15 protein-coding genes are annotated in these 18243 nt (G+C 74.6%); 9 read left to right on the forward strand and 6 right to left on the reverse strand.

What is annotated here, in order from left to right:
• Window positions 1-61: 61 nt before the first annotated feature.
• From recD to HNR76_RS10400, 4 genes are all read right to left on the reverse strand, one after another.
• The gene (recD, locus tag HNR76_RS10385; RefSeq protein ID WP_183982221.1) at window positions 62-2047 is read right to left on the reverse strand and encodes an exodeoxyribonuclease V subunit alpha; all 1986 of its coding nucleotides are present in this window, start codon (window positions 2045-2047) and stop codon (window positions 62-64) included.
• Window positions 2044-5694: a UvrD-helicase domain-containing protein gene (locus tag HNR76_RS10390; protein WP_162310500.1), complete on the reverse strand. Its 3651-nt coding sequence runs from the start codon at window positions 5692-5694 to the stop codon at window positions 2044-2046. Before HNR76_RS10390 ends, recD begins: the two co-directional genes overlap by 4 nt.
• Window positions 5691-9053, reverse strand: coding sequence for an exodeoxyribonuclease V subunit gamma (recC, locus tag HNR76_RS10395; RefSeq protein ID WP_162310499.1), 3363 nt, complete (start codon window positions 9051-9053; stop codon window positions 5691-5693). The genes HNR76_RS10390 and recC overlap by 4 nt, the downstream gene beginning before the upstream one ends.
• A 147-nt stretch (window positions 9054-9200) precedes the next feature.
• Window positions 9201-9374: a hypothetical protein gene (locus HNR76_RS10400; protein ID WP_183982223.1), complete on the reverse strand. Its 174-nt coding sequence runs from the start codon at window positions 9372-9374 to the stop codon at window positions 9201-9203.
• A 53-nt stretch (window positions 9375-9427) separates the two neighbouring features.
• On the opposite strand from HNR76_RS10400, the gene HNR76_RS10405 reads away from it, so the two are divergent.
• The 8 genes from HNR76_RS10405 to HNR76_RS10440 all read left to right on the forward strand — a co-directional run bounded on the left by HNR76_RS10405 (window position 9428) and on the right by HNR76_RS10440 (window position 14689).
• Complete coding sequence (locus HNR76_RS10405; RefSeq protein WP_183982225.1) at window positions 9428-9703, forward strand: hypothetical protein; 276 nt, start codon at window positions 9428-9430, stop codon at window positions 9701-9703.
• Complete coding sequence (locus HNR76_RS10410) at window positions 9598-10350, forward strand: hypothetical protein (protein WP_183982227.1); 753 nt, start codon at window positions 9598-9600, stop codon at window positions 10348-10350. Before HNR76_RS10405 ends, HNR76_RS10410 begins: the two co-directional genes overlap by 106 nt.
• Before the next feature lie 236 nt (window positions 10351-10586).
• On the forward strand, window positions 10587-11390 hold the full coding sequence (locus tag HNR76_RS10415; protein WP_162310497.1) for an ABC transporter ATP-binding protein: 804 nt from the start codon (window positions 10587-10589) through the stop codon (window positions 11388-11390).
• Window positions 11391-12149 (forward strand): MlaE family lipid ABC transporter permease subunit, encoded by a 759-nt coding sequence (locus HNR76_RS10420; protein ID WP_246429097.1) that lies wholly within the window; start codon window positions 11391-11393, stop codon window positions 12147-12149.
• 51 nt (window positions 12150-12200) lie between these two features.
• Window positions 12201-12713, forward strand: a complete 513-nt coding sequence (mlaD, locus tag HNR76_RS10425) for an outer membrane lipid asymmetry maintenance protein MlaD (RefSeq protein ID WP_162310496.1) — start codon at window positions 12201-12203, stop codon at window positions 12711-12713.
• On the forward strand, window positions 12710-13348 hold the full coding sequence (locus HNR76_RS10430) for an MlaC/ttg2D family ABC transporter substrate-binding protein (RefSeq protein ID WP_162310495.1): 639 nt from the start codon (window positions 12710-12712) through the stop codon (window positions 13346-13348). The genes mlaD and HNR76_RS10430 overlap by 4 nt, the downstream gene beginning before the upstream one ends.
• Complete coding sequence (locus HNR76_RS10435) at window positions 13335-13646, forward strand: STAS domain-containing protein (protein WP_162310494.1); 312 nt, start codon at window positions 13335-13337, stop codon at window positions 13644-13646. The genes HNR76_RS10430 and HNR76_RS10435 overlap by 14 nt, the downstream gene beginning before the upstream one ends.
• Window positions 13643-14689: an MlaA family lipoprotein gene (locus HNR76_RS10440; protein WP_162310493.1), complete on the forward strand. Its 1047-nt coding sequence runs from the start codon at window positions 13643-13645 to the stop codon at window positions 14687-14689. Before HNR76_RS10435 ends, HNR76_RS10440 begins: the two co-directional genes overlap by 4 nt.
• 235 nt (window positions 14690-14924) lie before the next feature.
• On the opposite strand, the gene HNR76_RS10445 is transcribed toward HNR76_RS10440, so the two are convergent.
• Window positions 14925-16475 carry a DNA recombination protein RmuC gene (locus HNR76_RS10445; RefSeq protein ID WP_162310492.1) on the reverse strand — a complete coding sequence of 517 codons (1551 nt, stop codon included), beginning with the start codon at window positions 16473-16475 and terminating at the stop codon, window positions 14925-14927.
• Between the two features lie 99 nt (window positions 16476-16574).
• Between HNR76_RS10445 and HNR76_RS10450 the strand changes: the two genes are divergently transcribed.
• Window positions 16575-16955 carry a DUF488 domain-containing protein gene (locus HNR76_RS10450; protein ID WP_162310491.1) on the forward strand — a complete coding sequence of 127 codons (381 nt, stop codon included), beginning with the start codon at window positions 16575-16577 and terminating at the stop codon, window positions 16953-16955.
• 30 nt (window positions 16956-16985) lie between these two features.
• Here HNR76_RS10450 and HNR76_RS10455 read toward each other — a convergent pair whose 3' ends face one another.
• Complete coding sequence (locus tag HNR76_RS10455) at window positions 16986-18167, reverse strand: class I SAM-dependent rRNA methyltransferase (RefSeq protein ID WP_162310490.1); 1182 nt, start codon at window positions 18165-18167, stop codon at window positions 16986-16988.
• Window positions 18168-18243 lie beyond the last annotated feature (76 nt).

Below are 18243 nucleotides of genomic sequence, written 5' to 3' on the forward strand. Positions count from 1 at the left end.
ACCCCTTCCGTCCGCATCCGCGACGCCGGCGCCGGCCGCCTCGTGGATGCAGGCGGAAGGCTCATTCCCCGGACCGTTCGCCCAGCCGCCATCCCAATCCCGACCAGCGCACGGCGTGCCGGCGCAGGGCGGTATCGAGCACCTGCGCGCGGCCGGCCAGGTGCAGCTCGGACCGCGCGCGGGTGATGCCGGTGTAGACCAGCTCCCGCGACAGCACGCGGTTGTCCTTCGCCGGCAGCGCCAGCCACACGGCATCGAACTCCGAGCCCTGGGCCTTGTGCACGGTCATGGCGAAGGCGCTGTCGTGCGCGGGCAGGGTGGCCGGGTGGAAGGCACGCGGCCGGTCGGGATGCTCGCCGGGGAACCAGGCCATGAGCTGGCCGTCGTCGTCGCGCAGGCAGATGCCGATGTCGCCGTTGAACAGGCGGTGGCGGTAGCTGTTCTCGGTGACCAGCAGCAGGCGGCCGTGGAAGAAGCCGCCCTGGGCGCGGCCGGCACGGGCCGCGCTGCGTTGCGGCGCGGCGGCCAGGCGCTGGGAGAGCAACGCCTCGATGCGGGCGTTGAGGGTCTGCGCGCCCTGCGGGCCTTCGCGCACGGCGGTGAGGATGCGCAAGGCGCCGGCCCGGATCAACGCCTGCGCGGGGGTCCCGGCCTCGGCCAGGGCGGTCCAGTGGGCGAGGAAGCGTTCGCGCTGGAGCGGATGCTGCAGCGGGTCGGCGGCGTCGGGATGGTAGTGCACGCCGTCGAGGCGGCCGCCGCGCAGCAGGTCGAGCGCGGCCCCGGCATCGCCCTCGCGCACGGCCGCGGCCAGCGGGGCGAGGTCCAGCGCGGCGGACTGGCGCCAGCCGCGGGTGAGCCGGACGTGGCGGGCGGGCAGGGCTTGCGGGGGGTCGCCGCGCAGGCGGGAGTCCGGCGGCCGGGCCTGCGTGGCACCGGTGCCCACCGCGTCCGCGCCCGCACCGGGACCGCGGTCGATACGCACCGGCGCGGCCGGGGGGGCGTCGACCGGGTCGCCGAGGAGCGGCTGCAGCGCTTCGGTATCGTCCGGGTGCAGCCGCAGGCCGTCGCCGGCGGCGGCGAGGATGCCGGCGAGTACGTCGCCGGCTTCCACCGAGGGCAACTGGTCGGGGTCGCCGAGCAGGACCAGGCGGGCGCCGTCGGGCACCGCGTCGACCAGCTTGGCCATCAGCGGCAGGTCGATCATCGAGGCCTCGTCCACCACCACCACGTCCAGCTCCAGCGGGTTGTCGGCGTGGTGGCGGAAGCCGGACGAATCGGGAATCGTGCCCAGCAGGCGGTGCAGGGTGCTGCCGGCGGCGGCCAGCGGCGCCAGCAGCGGCGCGTCGATGCCCTCGGCGGCCAGCCCTTGCGCGGCCTTGCGCAGGCTCTCGGCCATGCGCTCGGCGGCGCGTCCGGTGGGCGCGGCCAGGGCGATGCGCGGCGCGGCGCGTCCGGCCTGCGCGGCCTGTGCGGCCAGCAGCACCAGCAGGCGCGCGATGGTGGTGGTCTTGCCGGTGCCGGGGCCGCCGGTGACCAGCACCAGGGAGTGGCGCAGGGCCACGGCCGCGGCGCGCGCCTGGCGGTCGTCGCCGCTGCCCGTCCGCGGGAACAGGCGCGCGAACAACGGCGCCAGCGCCGCGATGCCCGGCGCCTCGGGCGCCTGGCCGCCGAGGCGGCGCAGGCCGGCGGCCAGGCGCCGCTCGTACTCGCGGTAGCGGCGCAGGTAGAGCAGGCCATGTTCCAGCACCAGCGGCGCGTCGGCCGGCGCCGGTGCGCCGCCGTCTTCCGATCGCCACACCCAGCGCGAGGCGGCCAGCGCGCGCATCCACGCCTCGGGCGCGGGCCAGTCGACGTCGGCACCGGCCAGCGCCTGCGGCTGCGCGGGATCGAAGCCGGCACGCCCGGCGGCCACCGCATGCGAGGCCAGCGCGGCGGCCAGCAGCACCTCGCCGGGCGTGTCCGGGTCCAGCCGTCGCAGGCTGTGGGCGAAGGCGTGGTCGAGGGTGCGCAGCCGGCCGTCGCGGCGCAGGCGTTCGAGCAGGCTCATGCCGCCGGCCCTCGCGGCGCATCGCCGGCGAACAGCGCATCGAGCGCATGCACCAGTTCCGGCGCGAAGGTCCAGGCCTGCACGCCGGGCGAATCGGCGCGGCCGGCGTCGATGCCGCGGCAGAACAGGTAGCGCACGCCGCCGAAGTCGCGCGCGTAGTCGTAGCGTCCGCCCAGGCGGAAGCGCAACCAGCGGTGCAGGGCCAGGGTGTAGATCAGCGCCTGCAGCGGGTATTCGCTGTGCTCCATGGCCTCGGCCAGGTGCGCGGGGCCGTAGCCGGGCAGGCGGTTGGACTTGTAGTCGAGCACGTACCAGCGTCCGTCGTGCAGGTAGGTCAGGTCGATCAGGCCGGTCATCAGGCCTTCCAGGGTGCGGCGCGCGCCGAAGCCCTGGCGGCCCCGCAGCAGGCCGTGCGCGTGCAGCAGCGCCAGCAGCCGGTCGACACGGGTGGGCGCGAGCGCGAACTGGAACTCGATCTCCGCCCGGCGCTGCGCGTCCGCCAGCGCCGCCAGGGCGATGCCCTCGGGCAGGACCACGGTGAGGGTGTGGCCCACCAGTGCGGCCAGCGCGGCCACGCCCTCGTCGATGTCGGCGGCGGCATAGCCGCCGTGGCCCAGGGCCTCGACGATCCTGGCGCGTTCCGCCTCCGGCGCGGGATCGCCCGCGCGCCAATGGCGCCAGGCGGCGAAGTCGGCGTGCTCGAACACCTCGTGCATCACCACGCCGAAGCGGGTGCCGCCGAAGCGCGCATCGCTTTCTTCGTCGGGCGTGGCGGCATCGATGGCCGGCTCGTCGCCGCCGCCCGGGACGGGCTGGGTGGCCGCGGCGGAGGTATCGCCGCCGGCATCGGCGTGGGCGAGCTGGGTGAAGCTGTAGACCCACCAGTCGCCGGCCAGCGGCCGGGTGGCCATGCGCGCCGGCGGCACCGCGCCTTCGGCCTCGGGCGGCAGCCAGGGCAGGGCCTCCGGCGGCGGCGCGTCGTCGAGCACGATGGCGCCGGGCGCCAGGGCGGCGAGCGCGTGCGCATCGGCGATCATGGGCCACAGCGGCGACTGGGCGTGGTTGTAGAACTGCCCGCCGGCCAGCCACAGCGCATCGCGCGCGCGGGTCAGGCCCACGTAGAGCAGGCGCGCGTCCTCGGCGCGCTGGGCGGCTTTCCAGCGCTCGCTGGCCTCCTCCCATCCGCCGGCCCGTTCCGGCAGCTTCCACTGCAGCACGCGGCCGTCGGCGCCGTCGTGCACCACCACGCGCCGGCCCGGGTCCGGCGGCTTGCCGCCGATGCCGGCGTACGGCAGGAACACCAGCGGGTATTCCAGGCCCTTGCTCTTGTGCAGGGTGACCACCTGCACCCGGCGCGCGTCCGACTCCAGGCGCAGCAACTGCGCATCGTCCTCGGCGCTGGCGGTGCCGATGGCGCGCCCCAGCCCCTCGACCAGGCCCTGCAGGCCGAGCGCGCCGCGCTGGGCTTCCTGCAGGTGCTCGGCCAGTTGCAGGTAGTTGGTGAGGCGGCGCTCGCCGTCCAGCAGGCCCAGCAGGCGCGGGGCGTGCTGGGCGCACAGATCGTTCACCAGGGCCAGCGGGCCGCCCTGCTGCAGGCGGTCGCGCCAGGCCAGGGTGGTCATCCGCCACCGGTGCAGGGCCTGGCCCTCGGCGTCGAGCGCGGCGATGCGCCGCGCGTCCTCGCCGACCAGCACGGTGGCCAGGGCGGCGCGCAGGCGGCCGTCGTCGGCGCCGTGCAGCAGGGCCTGCAGCAGCGCGTGCAGCTCGTGCGCCTCGGCGGTGGCGAACAGGCTCTGCCGGCCGGCGGCCACGGCCGGGATGCCCGCCGCCGCCAGCGCCTCGCGGATGCGCGCAGCCTCGTGGTGCCGGCGCACCAGCACGGCGATGTCGCCGGGCTGCAGCGGACGGCCATCGACCATGGCGCGGCCCGCGCGCGCGTCGGCCAGCACGGCATGGATGGCGGCCACGCAAGCGCGGGTGGCCAACTCGCACGAGTGCGGCGCGCTGTAAGGCTTGTGTCGGCCGTCCGCGTCCGGCGGGGGCGGGGGCGCGCGCCACAGCACCAGCGCCGGCGCCGGCGCGCCGTTGCGCAGGTAGTCGGCATCGGCGCGGTTGCCGCCGGGCGCGACCGGGCGGAACCGGATCCGCGGATCGGCGAAGGCCGAGGTTCCCGCCGCCGGGTCGCCACCCGCGAGCGCGGCGTCGGCCCGCGCGTACAGCGCATCGATCGCGCGCAGCACGGCCGGCCGCGAGCGGAAGTTGTGCGTCAGCGGCGGCGCCTGCTCGGCGGTGGCGCGCGCGGCCAGGTAGGTCTCCACGTCGCCGCCGCGGAAGCCGTAGATCGCCTGCTTGGGATCGCCGATCACGAACAGCGCCGGGTCGCCGCTGCGCGCGCCGAACACTCGGTCGAAGATGCGCCACTGGCGCGGGTCGGTGTCCTGGAACTCGTCGACCAGGGCGATGCGGTACTGCGCCCGCAGGCGCGCGACCAGCGCGTCGGCCTGGGCGCCGTCCAGCGCATCGGCGAGGCGGTCGATCAGGTCGTCGTAGGTCTGCACGCGGCGCTGCCGCTTGTGCAGGGCCAGCCGGCGCCGGGCGTCGTCGCGCAGGCGGTGCAGCAGCGCCACCTGGCGCGCCTGGCGGTACTCGTCGAGCCGGGCCAGCGCGGCGGCGTAGTCCTCCACCGCGCCGCACAGCGGCGAGTCGGGGGTGCGCCCGGCGCCGGCCTTGCTGGTGCGCGCCCGCAGGGTGTCGCGCTGCAGTTGCGGCAGCTTGGCGTGGTCGAACGGCACGTCCGGGTCGCCGGCCGCGCACCAGGCCTGGAGCGTGGCGAACAGGTCCTCGATCCACGCCGCCTTGTAGCTGCCGCCGTGCAACACCTTGCCGTCCACCGCCGCCAGCAGCGCGGTGCGGAAGTCCGCGCCGTGTTCGCGGCCGGCGGCGGCGAGCCCCCGGGCCGCCGCGCGCAGCATCGGCGCCGGGTCCGGCAGCGCGGGCGCCGGCGGCGGACGCAGTTCCGGTTCGCGCGCCAGCAGCGACAGGTCGCGCGCCAGCGCCCGGGGGCCCTCCGGCCACAGCGCGGCCAGGTCGTCGACGCCGTCGGCATCGGCCGCGTGCGTGCGCCACAGGTCGGCGGCGATGGCCGCGCGCAGGGCATCGTCGTTGGCCAGCAGCTCGGGGGTGTCGAAGCCCTGGCCGCTCTCCAGCGCATGCTCGCGCAGCACCCGGGCGCAGAAGCCGTGGATGGTGAAGACCGCGGCCAGGTCGATGCCGTCGGCGGCCTGGCGCAGGCGCCTGCACACGGAGGCACGCGGTTCGCCGCTGCGCGCCAGGTGCGCCTCGATCAGGCCGTGGGTGAGCGCGGCCTCGGGCTGGGCGTCATCGTGCGCGCCTTGGCCGGGCCGCGCCGGGTCGACGGCCAGCTCCGCGGCGAGCAGCAGGCGCTTGCGCACCCGGGCGCGCAGCTCCTGGGTGGCGGCCTCGGTGAAGGTGACGGCCAGGATCCGTTCCACCGACAGGCCGCGTTCCAGCACCAGCCGCACCACCAGGGTGGCCAGGGTGAAGGTCTTGCCGGTCCCGGCGGAGGCCTCGATGGCGCGCACGCCTTCCAGCGGTACGGTGAGGTAGGCGTCCTGCGCGGCGCTCATCCGGCGTCCTCCGCGTCGAACGCGGCGGCCAGCCCCGCCAGCGCGCCGGGATCGACGCCGGCGTGGACCTCGCCGTCCTGCACGGCGGCGAACACGCTCATGGCCAGGTCGGCGAAGCGCAGCAGCAGGGCCGGGTCGGCGAAGGGATCGAGGCCGCGCAGCGCCAGCCGCAGCGCGGCCTGCCGGCCTTCGGCGAAGCCGTTCTGGCCGTTGCCGTGCCAGCGCGTGGCGGCGGCCTTCACGCCGCGCACGGGGTCGGGCGCGCTGAACAGCTCCCACGCGCTGTAGGGCGCGAACGGCAGCGGTTCGCGCAGCCCCTGCGCGCGCAGTTCCAGCAGCCGGCGCAGCGCCGCGCGCGCGGCTTCCGGCGCCAGCGGCGGACGCAGGTGCGGGCCGAGGCGGCGGCCTTCGCCCTCGTGGAATCCCGCGAGCGGCAGCTCGATTCCGGCAGCGGAGGCCAGCAGCCAGTCCAGCCCGCTGCGGATCGTGGCCGGGCCGTTGGGCTTGCCGAAACGCAGGCGGGCGATGCCTTGCGGGTAGGCCTCGCCGATGCGGCCGTGCAGGCGCACGCCGTCGAGGGTCGTCTCCACCGCCAGCGACCGCGGCTGCGCTTGGCCGCGCCACTGGCCGAAGGCATCGGCGTAGGGCGCCAGCTCACGGCGCAGCGAGGCCAGCACGCGCCGTCCCGGCGCGCCGCTGGGCAGCAGCCCGCGCGCGCGCAGGTCGGCATGGATGGCCGCCTCGCTGTCGTCCTGCAGCAGCGTGTCGAACACCGCGCGCTGCAGGCGCGCGCGCTCCAGCCCGGGGCCGGGCGCGACCAGCGGCTCCACGTCCTCGCCGCGGGCCTCGGCCTCCGCCAGGCGCAGCCCCAGCCGCTTCAGCCACGCCTCGGCCGGATGCAGCAGGAAGCGGCGCAGCGCCTCGACCGGCAGCGAGGCATCGGCCGCGGCCGGTTCCAGCGCGTCGCCCGCGAACCACGGCGGCGGCATCGCGCGCGCCGCGGCCGACCCGGCGGCGGCGGCGCGCCACGGCCGCTGGTAGGAGAACTGGCGGGGATCGCCACCGGCGCCGAACGCCGCCGGCGAGAACGGCTGCAGCGGGTGCCGCAACACCAGCGCGCGCGCCGCGTCCGCATCGGGCAGGTGCTGGGCCGCGGCCGCCTCGATCAGTTCGGACACCAGCACCGACGGTTCGCGCGCGCTGCCGTCGCGCGGGTCGGCGCCCAGCCAGCTCAGGTAGAACACGTCCTGCGCGGAGGCGAACAACTGCAGGAACAGGTAGCGGTCGTCGTCGCGGGTGGAGCGGTCGCCATGGCGGCGGCGCTGCGTGCCCAGCTCGGCGGTGAGGCGGTTGAGCCCGGCGGCCGGGTCGCGGCGCGGGAACTGGCCGTCGTCCATGCCCAGCAGGCAGATCACCCGGAACGGCAGCAGCCGCATGGGCACCATGCGCGCGAAGCTGACCCCACCGGTGAGCAGCGGGGCGCGGGTGTCGGCCTCGCCCAGCGCCGCGGCGAAGTGCGCGCGCACCGCCTCGCCCGGGACCGGCGCCTCGAAGCCGGCCTTGTCCGCCTCCGAAGCGAACGCGTCGATCAGCGTGCGCAGGCGGTCCAGCGCGCGCTGCCCGCGCGGGGTGGACGGCGGGTGCGGGACCAGGGCCTCAAGCAGGCCCAGCAGGCGCTCGCGCCAGCGCGCCGGCGGCATGGCCTCGGCCAAGGCGCGCTCGTACCGGGCCAGCACGCGCAGCAGGCGCAGCAGCAGGTCCAGCGCGTCCAGCGCGCCGCCTTCCAGCGCCGGCAGCGGCGCCACCGCCTGCGCCGGCCCGGCCACCGGCGCCGGGTCGCCGGTGGCGTGGCCCAGCAGCAGGCGATCCACGGCGAACTGCCAGGTATAGGCGTCGTCCTGCGGCGCGCCGTGGCGGCCGCGATGGGCCGCGTCCAGGCCCCAGCGCGCACCGGCGGCATGCAGCCAGCCGCGCAGGCGTTCCAGGGTGGCCGCATCCAGCCCGGCCGCCTCGGCCAGCGGCGGGCTGGCCAGCAGGTCGAGCACCTCGTCCAGGCCGAAACGCGAAACCGGCAGCGCCAGCAGGCGCAGGAACGCGGCGGCCAGCGGCTCGCCGGCCAGCGGGCTGGCATCGGCCACCGCCCAGGGGATCGGGTCGCCCTGGCCGTGGCCGCCGAACACCGCATCCAGGTAGGGCACGTACGGATCGATGTCCGGCGCCATCACCGCGATCTGGCGCGGCTGCAGCGGCGGGTCGAAGCGCGGGTCCTCCAGCAGCGCGCGCAGGCGGTCGTGCAGCACCTGCAACTCGCGCAGCCGGGTGTGGCAGGCGTGCAGTTGCAGGCTGGGGTCGTCCGCCTCGACCTGCGGGCGCAATGCGGCGCCCGGCTGCGCGCGGCGGTGGAACAGGTCGGCCTGCAGCCGCCGCAGCAGGCTGCCGCCCGGGCCGGCCTCCGGATCGGCATAGGCGGCGATCTCGCCGGACGGATGCACCGCCTCGTAGCTGCCCAGCAGGGCCATGAAGTCGCGCCCGGCCGCGCCCCAGGCGCGCAGCAGCGGGTTCTCCTGGTCCTCGGCGCCGAAGGGGTCGGCCGCGCCGGCACGCAGGCGCGCGCCCAGGGCCTGCAGGTCGCCCCAGTATTCCTGGGTCGGGGTGGGCAGGTAGAAGTGCAGGGTGCCCGCGCGCGCCTGGGTGGCCAGCACCCGCAGCACGTCCGGGGAGACGTTGAGGGTGGCGAAGGCGAACAGCCGGGGCGGCAGCCCCTGCGGCAGCGGCCGCTCGGGGCCGGCGAAGCGTTCCAGGTAGGCCTGGATGCGGCGTGCGCGGTGGTCCAGGCCCGTGGCGACCCGCCGCCAGAGGATGGCCTGCGGGTCGTCCGGGTCGGCGCCGGCCTCCCATCGCAGCAGCCAGTCGCGGCGCCAGGCCTGGTACTTCTCGAACACCGAGGCCAGTTCGCGGGCCAGGGTCCAGGGCTTGAGCGGATCGGCGCCGGCCAGGTAGCCGGCCAGGCGGGCCATCGCCGGCTGCGCGAGCAATGCCCGGTCGGTCAGCGCGGCATACAGGCGCCAGTGCAGGCCGGCGGCATCCAGGTCGTCGTCGCCGGCGCCAAGGTTGGCGGCCAGCGCATGCGCCACGAACTGGCCCGGCGCCAGGAACTCCACGTTGGCCACCACGCCGTGGGTGGCGGCCAGGTGCGCCTGCAGCCAGCGGCGCATCGCCACCTGCGGGATCAGCACGATATCCGGCGCCAGCGGCGACTGCCCCGGCACCGGTTCGCGCAGCGCCTGCGCCAGCAGCCCGGCCAGCACTTCCAGCGAATTGGAGTGGTAGAGGCGGAAGTCGGGCGGCGCGGCGGGCATCGCTCCATCTTGCCGCAGCGGCGTCGCCGCGGGCGAGAGCGTACCGGCGATGGCCGTGCCGGGCGGAACGCCGGCAAGGGCGGCTTCGCGCTGGCCGGCGGCGGCCTGGACATGGGCGCGCTGCAGCAGGGCGGCATGGCCGGGACCTTAGCTGTTCGCGCTGGGCGGGCTGGTGGTCACCATGATCCTGCCGTCCAGCCACGCCACCTTGATGCTGACCCTGGCCGCGCTGGCGGGTGGGCAACTGCAACTGGAACAGGGGCTGGCCATGGCGAGCGGCTCGAACGTGGGCAGCAGCGTGGGGACCGACCTGGTCGGCATGCTCGGCGGCAACCGCAGCGGGCAGCGCCTGGCGCTGGCGCACGCTGTTCAACGTGGTCACCGCGGCGCCGGCGCTGGTACTGCTGGTGCCGCTGACGTGGGGCATGCAGGCGCTGGCGCGGCTGGGCGGCTTCGGCGACAATGCGCTGCTGCAACTGGCGCCGTTCCACACCTTGTTCAACGCCGGCGGCGTGGCCCTGTTCTGGCGGTGGCGGACGGCCCGGTGCGGGTCGAGCGGCTGCGCGCGCGCCCTCTCGGCGATGCGGCGCTTGAATCGGCCGATGCCGCCGCCGCGGTCGCCCTCGAACTGCGCCACCTGGGCCACCTGAGCCTGGCAGTGATCTGCCAGGCGCTGCGCCTGCCGGCCAGCCAACTGACCGCGGCGCGGCCGGACGAAGCCGGGGTTGCACCGGACCCCGGCACCTGCGTCGACGCCGAACTGCTGTGCCAGCAGCGGGTGAAGGGCGTGTACGGCGACCTGCTGGCCTTCATGAGCCGGCTGGAGCTGCCGCTGGACGAGGAACACCGGCGTTTCTGGACCGGCAGCCAGATGGCGGCACTGCAGATGGTCAACGCGGTCAAGGACGCCAAGCACCTGCAGAAGAACCTGGGCCAGCGGCTGCAGGGGCCGGACTCGCCGGTGCGGGCAGCCTACGTGGACCTGCGCCGGCACCTGTTCGGCCAGATCCGGGCGCTGCGCGCCATCGCCCTGGCCGATGGCGACGACGGCGCATCGCGGCTGCGGGACCTGGACCGGAAAGCGGCCGCGTTCGACGCACGCTTCCGCACGCGACTGTTCGAGCAGGTGCGGGCGGGCCGCTTCGACGCGCTGGAAGCCGGCTCGCTGCTCAACGACCACGGCTACGTCGAACGCATCTACCGCAGCCTGCGCCAGGCGCTCGCCTTCGCCGAGGAACCCGATTCGCTGCAGCGGCTGCGCCGGCTGGCGGGAGACGCGGTGCCGGAGCGGGCCTAGGCGAGGGCGCGGCGCACGGAAGAGGGCGTTCCGGTTGCACGCCCTCCAGGAGCCGGGCGCCCGGCCCGCCACGGCCGGTGCCGAGGCATCGCCGACGCCGCGTCCGCGACAGAACGGACCACGCACGGCGATAATTCCTGTACTTGGCGGTTCAATCGATGGGTTAAGATTCAGTTTGCCTTGCGCATGATGCGCCGCTTGATGGCTTACCTCCGCCAGGGAAAGCACGCCCACGCATGTCCGCTTCTTCCGCCAATGCCGTCGCCCTGCAGGGAGCCCGCCTGGACCGTGGCGGGCGCACGATCCTGCGCGACCTGGACCTGACGGTCCGGCGCGGCAGCATCGCCGCGGTGCTGGGCCCGTCGGGCACCGGCAAGTCGACCTTGCTGGCCGCGCTCACCGGCGAGCTGGCCCCGGCCGCGGGCCAGGTGCGGGTGTTCGACCGCCAGGTGCCGCGCAGCGCGCGCGCGCTGCTGGAAATGCGCAAGGGCATCGGCGTGCTGCTGCAGGGCAACGGCCTGCTCACCGACCTGAGCGTGGCCGACAACGTGGCCCTGCCGCTGCGCACCCATACCGACCTGCCGGCGCCGGTGCTGGAACGGCTGGTGGCGATGAAGCTCAACGCGGTGGGCCTGCGCGACGCCGCCGGCCTGTACCCGCGCGAGCTGTCCGGCGGCATGGCCCGGCGCGTGGCGCTGGCCCGCGCGCTGGCGCTGGACCCGCCGCTGATGCTGTACGACGAGCCGCTCACCGGCCTGGACCCGATCGCCTCGGGGGTGATCACCAGCCTGATCCAGCGCCTGTCGCGCAGCCTGGGGCTGACCAGCATCATCGTCTCCCACCACGTGCGCGAGACCCTGCCCATCGCCGACCAGGCCGTGGTGATCGCCAACGGCGGCATCGTCTTCGACGGCACCCCGGCCGCGCTGGAAGCCAGCGACGACCCGCTGCTGCGCCAGTTCCTGCGTGGCGAGCCGGACGGGCCGATCCCGTTCGAGGGCGGGGCCGCCCCGGGCGCCGCGCGCGCGCAGGCCGCCTGAATGAGCGTCGCCGCCATGACCGCCACCGTGCAGTCGCTGGGCCGTGCCGGCCTGTTCTCGCTGTCGGTGCTGCGCGCCTCGCTGCCCACGCGCGACTTCTTCGCCGAGCTGGTGCGCGAGATCTACAAGACCGGCGGCCGCTCGCTGCCGATCATCGCGGTGGGCGGCGCCTTCGTCGGCCTGGTCCTGACCCTGCAGGGCTACCGCACCCTGACCACCTTCGGCGCCTCCGACGCGCTGTCCACCCTGCTGGGCCTGTCGCTGTACCGCGAGCTGGGGCCGGTGCTGACCGCGCTGCTGTTCATCGGCCGCGCCGGCAGCTCCATCGCCGCCGAGCTGGGCCTGATGCGCGCCACCGACCAGATCAAGGCGCTGGAGCTGATGGCCATCGACCCGGTGGCCAAGGCGGTGGCGCCGCGCTTCTGGGCGGCGGTGCTGTGCGTGCCGCTGCTGACCGGCTTCTTCTGCTCGCTGGCGATCAGCGCAAGCTGGTTCGAGGCGGTCAAGGTGCTGGGCCTGGACAACGGCACGTTCTGGGCCGCGCTGCAGGGCAGCGTGGATTTCTGGGACGACTTCGGCGTGGCCCTGCTGAAGTCGGCCGTGTTCGGCGGCGTGGCCGCGCTGGTGGCCGCCTACGTGGGCTTCCACGCCGAGCCGACCATCGAGGGCACCTCGGTGGCGACCACCCGCGCGGTGGTCAACGCCTCGTTGCTGGTGCTGATGCTCAACTTCGTGATGTCCGCCTTGCTCTTCCAGTGATGCGTCCCTGGATGCCCTTTGTTCAGACCCGTTCCGATAGGTAATCCGCCCATGGCAATCCGTGGTCCCAGGCTCGAATTCGCGGTTGGCGCCTTCCTCGTGCTGGCGCTGGCCTCGCTGCTGGTGCTGGCCTTCGCCTCGACCAACCGCCAGTTCGGACTCGGCGGCGGCAGCTATCCGCTGACCGCGCGCTTCTCCAACCTCGGCCAGTTGCGCCTGCAGGCGCCGGTGAAGATCGGCGGCGTGGTCGTGGGCCGGGTCGACAAGGTCGAGCTGGACCCGGTGAGGTTCGACTCCATCGTCACCCTGGCCATCGACCAGCGCTACGCCGAGCTGCCCGCCGACACCTCGGCCGGCATCTTCACCAGCGGCCTGCTGGGCGAGAGCTACATCGGCCTGCAGCCGGGCGGCGACCCCGAGGCGCTGCGCCCGGGCGACGAGATCGCCTTCACCCAGCCGGCCATCGACCTGATCCAACTGGTCGGCAAGTACATGTTCGGCGGCGCCTCCGGTGGCGAAGCCGGCGCGTCTCCCCCGCAACCCATGGAAGAACCCCTGCCATGAAGCCCCTGATCCTGTCCCTCGCCCTGGCCCTGCCGCTGCTGGCAGGCGTTCCCACCGGCGTCCACGCCCAGCAGGCCGCCACGGCCGCCACGCCCGGCAAGCAGGTGGTCGAGAACGGCACCCGCATCCTGGCCACGCTGCAGCAGCGCCGCACCGAGTTCCTGAAGGATTCGGCCGCGCTGAAGACCTTCATCGACGGCGAGCTGCGGACCAGCTTCGACCGCGAGTACGCCGCGCGCCTGGTACTGGGCCCGCACGGCCGCGGCGCCAGCGACGCCGACGTGCGCCTGTTCGCCGACGCGATGTCCGACAACCTGATGCAACGCTACGGCTCGGCCCTGCTCAGCTTCGAGGGCAAGCCGCGCATCCGCCTCAAGTCGGAGACCCCGCTGCCGGGCAACCGCGGGGTCAAGGTCGCCACCGAGCTGCTGCGCGACGGCGCCGACCCCGTGCCGGTGGACTACCTGGTCCGCGACAACGGCGGCTGGAAGATCTTCGACGTGATGGTGGAAGGGGTGTCCTACGTGCAGACCTTCCGCAGCCAGTTCGACGCCCCGCTGCGGCAGAAGCCGATCGCCCAGGTGGCCGCCGAGCTGCGCAGCGGCACCCTGCAGGCGGCGCATGGCAACCCCTGAGCCGGCGGCCCTGCGCCGCGACGGCGCGGTACTGCACGTGGAAGGCCACCTCGACCGCGCCGCCGTGCCGGCCCTGTGGCGGGCGGCGCAGCCGCTGCCGGCCGGCGTGGAGGCGCTGGACCTGAGCGGGGTGCGCTCGCTGGACAGCGCCGGGCTGGCGCTGCTGGCCGAACTGGCCGCGCGCATCGCCGCCGCCGGCACCCGGCCGCGCGTGGCCGGCGAACCGCCCGGCCTGGCCGAACTGTGCGCCGCCTACCGGATGGACCCGAACCTGGACTACGCGGGAGCGACCCGATGATCCGCCCGCTCGCCGGCCTGGTGCTGCCGGCCCTGGTGCTGCCGGCCCTGCTGCTGGCCGGCTGCGCCAGCGCGCCGCGCACCGCCGCCGCACCCGCCGCACCCGCCGCACCCGCCGCGGTGGCGGCCAGCGCCATGCCCGTCGCCAGCGACGACGCAGCGCATGCCGATGCCGATACCGATGCCGCGCCCAGCGACCCGGCGGCCGTGGCCGCCCCCGCTGCGCAGGCCATGCCGGCCGAGGAGGACGCATCCGCCAGCGTCGACAGGCCCGTACCGACCGAGGCCGAGGACGACTACGCCGCACTCTATGGCGCCCCCGTCGAGGCGGCGGCGGACGCCGCGCGCCCGGCCTACGATCCGTGGGAACCGTTGAACCGCCGCATCCACGGCTTCAACAACGCCGTCGACCGCGCCATCGCCAAGCCGCTGGCCAAGGCCTACGTGGCCGTGGTCCCGCCGCCGCTGCGCCTGGGCGTGAGCAATTTCTTCGACAACCTCGGCTCGCCGCTCACCTTCGTCAACCAGGTGCTGCAGGGCCGGCCGCGCGACGCGGTGCAGACGCTGGGCCGGTTCGTGGTCAATTCCACCCTGGGCATCGGCGGCCTGTTCGACCCGGCCAGCGACCTGAAGATGAAGCGCCGGCGCGAGGACTTCGGCCAGACCCTGGGCGTGTGGGGCTGGTCGACCTCGCGCTACGTCGAACTGCCGTTCTTCGGCCCGCGCACGGTGCGCGACGTGCTGGGCCTGGCGGGCGACGCGCCGCTGTCGCCGATCCGGCAGATCGAGGAAGACAAGGTGCGCATCGGCCTGCAGGGCCTGCAACTGGTGGATACGCGCGTGCAGCTTCTGTCGCTGGACGCGTTGCGCGAGGCGGCGCCGGACGAGTACGCGATGACCCGCGACGCCTGGCTGCAGCGGCGCAACTACATGATCGACGTCGATCGCCGCCGCCACGACGCGGGCGAGCTGCCCGACTACCTGCGCGACGAGGAGCGCGACCCGACCGTACCGGCGGGCGCGATGCCGATTCCCGGCGGCTGAGCGCGCGATCGCGCGGCCTGGGATTTTCTCCCGCTCCGCGCGGGCGGCGCAGGACGGACCGACGGGTCATAGCGCGTGCGCGGCGCGCAAGTGTGTGCACGAGGCTTGCCGCGGTTGCGCGCTCTTGGTCCGGGCACGGCCGCCGACTGGAGCCGGCCCCTACGGAAAGGCAGCGATGGAAGCGATGGATCGGGGCGTGCAGGGGCCGGATTAGCGGCTCCGGCGCGCAGGGCGATCAGTCCTGCGCGGCGCCCGGCGGCGCCAACGGCTCGATCGCGTCCGGCTGCAGCTCGGCCGGCAACGCGCGCCGCGCCTTGCTGCCCAGTTCGGCCAGGCGGCGGGCGCGGTTGAGCGCCGACTGCGGGGAATCCACCAGGCGGTTGCGCGCGCGGTTGAACGCCTGGCTGGCGTCGTCCAGGCGCTTGCCCACGGTATCGAACTCGGCGAGGAAGGCCGACAGCGCATCGAGCACGCGGCCGCCGACCTCGCTGATCTCCAACGCCTGCTTCTGCACCTTGTCGCGGGTCCACAGGCGTTCGGTGACGCGCAGCAGCGCCATCAGGGTGTTGGGCGAGGCGAACACCACCCGGCGGTCGAAGGCGTAGCCCTGCAGGTCGGAGTCGGTGCCCAGCGCCGCCGACAGCGCGCCCTCGATCGGCACGAAGGCGATGGTGATGTCCAGGGCGTCGCCGCCGACGGCCTTGGGGTAGTTCTTCTCGCCCAGATCCTTGACGTGCTGGCGCAGGCCCACCGCATGCCGGCGCAGGGCCTCGTCGTGCTGCTCGGGCGTGGCCGCGTTCATCGCCTCCTGCCAGGCCACCAGGTTGAGCTTGCTGTCGACCACCACCTTGCGCTGGTCGGGGAAATGCACGACCACGTCCGGCCGCAGCCGCGCGCCCTCGTCGTCCACCGCGTGCTGTTGGCGCTGGTAGTGGGTGCCCTCCTCCAGGCCGGAGCCGCGCAGCACGCTGTCCAGCATCAGCTCGCCCCAGTCGCCGCGCACCTTGGCGCTGCCCTTCAGGGCGCGGGTCAAGGCCGCGGCCTGCGCCGCCATGTCCTGGTTGAGCGTCTTCAGCTCGCCCACCGCGCCGAGCAGGCTGGCGCGCTCGCGCGCTTCCTCGCCGTAGACCGCGTCCACCCGCTGGCGGAACTCGCCCAGCTTGTCCGAGAACGGCTTGAGCAGGCCCTCGATGTCGGTGCGCGACTGCACGGTCGCCTGCAGCACGTTCTTCTCGAACTGCCGGCCGCGTTCCTCGAACACCTTGCCGGCCAGCTCGGCGAAGGCGCCGGACAGCTTCTCCTGCGCGGTGTCCAGGTAGGCGCGCAGTTCCTGCTGCGCCTGCCGCGAATGCCGCAGGTCGGCCACCACGCGGGCGTGCTCGCCATGCAGGTGCCGGTGTTCCCCGCGCAGCGCCTCCAGTTGCCCCTCCAGGGCCGCGCCGCGCGCCTGCGCCTGGGCCAGGGCCGCCTCGCGCTCGACCAGCCGGGCCTGCAGCGTGGCCAGCAGGGTGGTCTCGCGCTCCACCCTCTGCAAGGCCTCGGCCAGGGCCTGGGCCTGGACGGCCGCGCGGGCGCGTTCGTCTTCCCGCTCGGCCTCCTGCGCCTCCAGCCGGCCGCGCAACTGCCCGGCCTCCACCGCCGCGGCCTGGGCGCGGGCGCGCTCGGCCTCCAGTGCGAGCGGGGCATCGCCCCTGGCGGCGACGCTGCGCCGCAGCAACATCAACAGCAGGACCAGCACGGCCGCCAGCAGCAACACCACCAGCACGGAGGCGATTTCGAGGTTCATCCGGGCAGTGTAGCGGCGGCGGTCGCGGCAGGTGCGCGCGGTGCCCGGCCGGTCGCGCGCGCGCTACGCCTCCCGATATGGCGGGCGTAGACTGGCCGCATGGCCCGCCGCCGCCACGCCATCCACCTCAAGCGCGCCTACGCGGCCGCCGCGCCGGAGGACGGCCAGCGCCTGCTGATCGACGCGCTGTGGCCGCGCGGGGTGTCCAAGGAGGCGCTGCAGGCCGAGGCCTGGCTCAAGGGCCTGGCGCCCAGCACCGCGCTGCGCACATGGTTCGGCCACGACCCGGCGCGCTGGGAAGCGTTCCGCGAACGCTATTTCGCCGAGCTGGAAGCCAACCCGCAGGCGGTGGCGGAATTGCGCGCATATCTCGACCGCGGCGCGGTGACCCTGCTCTACGGCGCCCGCGACGAAACCCACAACAACGCGGTGGCGCTGCGCCAGTGGCTGCAGTCCAAGCCGGCTTCCGGCCGCCGGTAAGGCCGCGCCGCCCGTTTCAGACCGGCCGGCTCAATCCAGCACCCGGCAGAACACCGCCTTGAGGTAGCGCGACTCGGGCACGCTGGCCAGGAACGGATGGTCGGCGCCGGCGCCGGCCACCTTCAGCACCTGCACCGTGCGCCCGGCGAAGAAGGCCGCGCGCCGCAGCATGTCCAGGAACTGGTCCTCGGCCACCAGCCCGGTGCAGGAGAACGTGGCCAGCAGCCCGCCCGGCTTCACCACGCCCAGGGCCAGCTTGTTCATGTCCAGGTACTTCTTCAGCGCGGGAATCACCTGGTCGCGGTCGCGGGTCATCTTGGCCGGGTCCAGGACCACCGCGTCGTAGCGGTCGCCGCGGACGGCGGCCTCGCGCAGCCAGGGGAAGATGTCGGCCTGGACGAACTTCGGGCGCACGCCGTTGAGCCTGGCGTTGCCCTTGGCGATCTCGATCACGTCCGCGTCGATGTCGATGCCGGTGACCTCGGCCGCGCCGCGCACCGCCGCATACACCGCGAAGCCGCCGGTGTTGCAGCACAGGTCGAGCACCCGCTTGCCGGCGACCTGCTGCGAGAACCACTGCCGGTTCTCGCGCTGGTCGGCGAAGAAGCCGGTCTTGTGCGCACCGGCCGGATCGGCGCGGAAGCGGATGCCGTGCTCGACGATCACCGCCGGCTCCGGCGCGCCGCCTTCGCTGTACACCGGGCGGTAGTCGAAGCTCTCCTGCTTCTGCACGTGCTCGTCGGCGAAGCTGTAGATGCGCGCGCCGGGGAAGTGCTCGCGCAGCGCCGCGTATACCCATTCGCGGTGGCGGTACATGCCGGCGCTGAAGAACTCCACCACCAGCAGGTCGGCGTAGCGGTCCACCACCAGCCCGGACAGGCCGTCGCCCTCGGCATGGACCACGCGCCAGGCATCGGACACCTCGTCCAGCTTCAGCACGTCCCGCCGCAGCGCCACCGCCTCGCCGATCCTGCCCGCGAACCAGCCGGCATCCACCGCCGTCGCCGGGTCGGTCTCCAGGATGCGCAGGGCGATGCGCGAGTGGCCGTTGTAGAAGCCGCGGCCGATGAACTGGCCGTCCACGTCGAACGCATCGACGATCTCGCCCGGCCGCGGCTTCTGCGCGGGCCGCTCGACCAGCTTCTGGAAGATCCAGGGATGGCTGGAACGCCAGGCGTTCTTCAGCCGCACGGTGGGGTAGGGGGTATTCATTGGGGCAATTGTACGGGCTGGCGCTCGTGGCCCGTTCCGGCGCCCGCCACCGGGAAAGCCCAGGCGCGGGCCAGGA

The organism is Pseudoxanthomonas broegbernensis, assembly GCF_014202435.1.
Classification (GTDB): Bacteria; Pseudomonadota; Gammaproteobacteria; order Xanthomonadales; family Xanthomonadaceae; genus Pseudoxanthomonas; species Pseudoxanthomonas broegbernensis.